The organism is Dellaglioa sp. CoH-56-MRSF-13 (assembly GCF_056782095.1).
This window is the reverse complement of record NZ_JBXAYC010000109.1, coordinates 1-336: the sequence shown is the minus strand read 5'-3', so window position 1 is coordinate 336 and position 336 is coordinate 1. Positions and strand designations below refer to the sequence as shown.

Genomic DNA, 336 nt, shown 5'->3' with positions numbered 1-336 from the left:
CAAGCACCTGCACATGGTTCAGCAGCCATTGCGCGAGCAGCGTGGCACCAATACCTAGACCCAGACCCATAACAAATGCCCCGACGATCCCGCTGATAAGGCCGTTAAGAGCACCCACAATTACGCCTGCGAACACAATTCCTTGCCCTCCACGTGTTGGATCACCTGATTCGCAAGATCACCAATCGTCTCAAGACTGATGAATTCGGACGGATACATGGTGATGCGATATTTCTGGTTGATTGCTTCACAAAGAGCGGTACGCGCACGCAGAAGCTTCAGCCCCATTTCCACCAAGCGAACACCTGTGTACGCGCCGTTCGAGATTACCACAGG

The 336-nt window shown here is 53.3% G+C and carries 1 protein-coding gene; it reads right to left on the bottom strand.

The window, feature by feature from the left end; all coding sequences use genetic code 11:
- Positions 1 to 120: 120 nt before the first annotated feature.
- On the bottom strand, positions 121 to 336 hold a 216-nt coding region (locus tag AC1RP1_RS08105; protein WP_481762733.1), incomplete at its 5' end, for a hypothetical protein.